This window comes from Bacteroidota bacterium (assembly GCA_016213405.1).
Lineage (GTDB): Bacteria > Bacteroidota > Bacteroidia > Palsa-948 > Palsa-948 > Palsa-948.
Window position 1 is genome coordinate 1 of record JACRAM010000027.1, and the last position, 2,526, is coordinate 2,526.

Below are 2,526 nucleotides of genomic sequence, written 5' to 3' on the forward strand. Positions count from 1 at the left end.
AGAGCGGCGGACTACGAATCCGGAGGTCGGGGGTTCAATTCCTCCTGGGCGCGTTGTAATCATTTATGCAAACAAGACATGAAATATGCGAGGTATGCGAGAGACCCATAAAAGAGTGCATATGTTGTCCTGAGTGTGGTCACATCTGCGGTCTTGATTATGGAGAAAAATACTGCCCTGTTTGTTTTCCAGAAGAGAAAGCCGATGAACGCTTTATGCGTCTTGCCATCAAAGAGGCGGCGAAGGCATTACTTAAAAACGAAGTCCCTGTTGGCACAGTTCTTGTAAAAAACAATATTGTTATAGCTACGGCTCATAACATGCGAGAGACAAAAAATGACCCGACTGCACACGCAGAAATAATAGCACTTAAAGAAGGGGCATCTGAAATAAAGAGTTGGCGGTTAACAGATGCCACACTATACGTGACCAAAGAACCCTGTGTTATGTGTGCAGGAGCAATGGTTAATGCAAGACTCAAGAGGCTTGTTTATGGTTGTAAGGATAAAAAAAGTGGGGCGGTTGATAGTCTTTACAACTTGCTTTCAGACAAAAGACTTAACCATCGGGTAGAGCTTATATCGGGTGTTCTTGAAGATGAATGTGATTTAATGCTCAAAAGGTTTTTCCAGAGCCGGAGAAATCGCACAGTTTTGGTTTAAACTAAAAACCAATCACTATTTAAACTCGTTGAAAGTAATTTTTGTGTTGTTACCCTGAACTAAATTGGAGGAGTGGCCGAGAGGCTGAAGGCATCCCGCTCGAAACGGGATATCCTTAACGGGATCGTGGGTTCAAATCCTACCTCCTCCGCCAGTTAGGAAATGGCTCGCCCTCTGCGAGGGCTCGCCAGCCGATTTTCCAATTAAATCGGAATTTTTTATCTTTTAAAATAAAGTTCGAGCCGATATTTTTTAGAAATATTAGGATTTTGGAATTGTCGCCCTGCGACAATAGAATTTTGGCTTGGTTACTGGATAAAATCATTTCTTTCATCGGTTCGAGCCAATTATTTCCATTTTGTTCAAAATCTTTAATTTTCTGCTGAATGTCCAGTTTTTCGTTGAGCAGTCTCTGCTTTTTGACCTGATATTCTTCAAGCTCAACGCCCCTACCTTCAATGTAGAGGTCTAATAACTTATCCATCCTCTGCTCAACCATAAACTTTTCATTTTCAAGATTTTGAACAAGAGAATTGGTTTTCTCGATAGCCTGCGTTTTTTCCTTCTCAATCTCAGCAAGCATGTTTTCAGCCCACTTATCAGGCAGAGAAACTTTTTGAATACATAATTTCATCTGTTCAACAAGTGATTCTTCTCTGAGGTATTTTTCATCACACCTTTGCTTTTTCTTGGTACAACGGTAGTAATTATGACCTTTTTGTTTTTCAGTGGTTATCATACAACCACAGTTACCACATCTCATTAGACCAGAAAAAGCAAAAGTGTGTTTTCTTTTTCGTTTCTTCTTGCCCCTGTTTGACATCACTTCTTGAACAGAGTCAAAAAGTTTCTTGGAAATAATAGGCTCGTGAGTTCCGTCATAGATTTCGCCGTTGTAACGGAAAACTCCGTAATAAATTGGATTTTTAAGTATATGCTGGACACAGGAAACAGAAAGAACATTGCCTTGATGACTTCTCAGCCCTGCTTTTTCTAAAACATCAGCGAGGGCTTTTAGTGTATAGTCGCCGGTGGCGTAAAGTTCAAATACTTTTCTTACAAGCAGGGCTTTTTCAGGGTCTATATCTATTGCCTTTGTCTTATGATTATTGAGATACCCCAAAGGTGCCCAGCCGGGCCAGATGCCTTTTCTCAGCTTCTGACGGTGTCCTCGTTTGATGTTCTCCGAAAGGTTATCTATGTAGTACTTGCTTTGCCCGAAGGCAATGTTAATCATGAATTTACCCTGTGGTGTTGAGTCAAACCAAAATGTCGGGAATTTTAAATCTTTTAACTTTCCTGTGTCCAGCATATAAATGAGTTTTCCGCCATCAATTGAATTTCTTGCCAGTCTGTCAGGATGCCAAGCCAAAATTCCTTGAGCTTCGCCTTTTTCAAGTCGGTCTAACATTTCGCCGAACACAGTTCGGCCAGGTTCTTTGGCAGTTTTTGCCTCGCTCAGCGAGGCGACGATTTCAAGTTTTTCTTTGGCGGCAAATTCTTTTAGCTCAGCAAGTTGAGCCTCAATACTTAAAACCTGTCTTTCTTCGCTGTCGGTTGATTTGCGTGTGTAGATAAAGTATTTCATAGCTTTAAAAAGTTTAAAAAGAAAATTCTAAAAAGCCCGCTTTTAGCCTGTCCCGAAGCATCGGGACAAAAATAAAAAATTCTAAGAAAATCGGCTGGCAAGCCCTCGCAGAGGGCGAGCCATTTCCTAACTGGCGGTGTGCGTTTGAAAAAATCCGAACAGAATTCGCCAAAAACTGACGCGGGGCGGGCGGAATTCCCCCCGAACCCCCTTTCCGCCCGCCCACGGAAGCGACCTTTCCTGATTGAAAAACTGCCAAAGAACCTGCAAAAAAAT

General features: G+C 41.8%; 2 protein-coding genes and 1 tRNA gene. 2 read left to right on the forward strand and 1 reads right to left on the reverse strand.

The window, feature by feature from the left end; all coding sequences use genetic code 11:
• Positions 1–65: 65 nt before the first annotated feature.
• Together tadA and HY841_03140 are read left to right on the forward strand one after the other, a co-directional pair.
• The gene (tadA, locus tag HY841_03135; protein ID MBI4929731.1) at positions 66–662 is read left to right on the forward strand and encodes a tRNA adenosine(34) deaminase TadA; all 597 of its coding nucleotides are present in this window, start codon (positions 66–68) and stop codon (positions 660–662) included.
• A gap of 66 nt (positions 663–728) precedes the next feature.
• Positions 729–816: transfer RNA gene (locus HY841_03140), tRNA-Ser, on the forward strand.
• Here HY841_03140 and HY841_03145 read toward each other — a convergent pair.
• A complete protein-coding gene (locus HY841_03145; GenBank protein ID MBI4929732.1) occupies positions 802–2,250 on the reverse strand; it encodes a recombinase family protein in 1,449 nt (482 codons plus the stop codon). The two genes, HY841_03140 and HY841_03145, sit on opposite strands and share 15 nt — an antisense overlap.
• Positions 2,251–2,526: the final 276 nt, after the last annotated feature.

What these genes read in the sequence shown, in the direction of transcription:
- tadA (MBI4929731.1), top strand. Translation starts at nt 66, where the DNA reads ATGCAAACAAGACATGAAATATGCGAGGTATGCGAGAGACCCATAAAA.
- HY841_03145 (MBI4929732.1), bottom strand. Translation starts at nt 2,250, where the DNA reads ATGAAATACTTTATCTACACACGCAAATCAACCGACAGCGAAGAAAGA.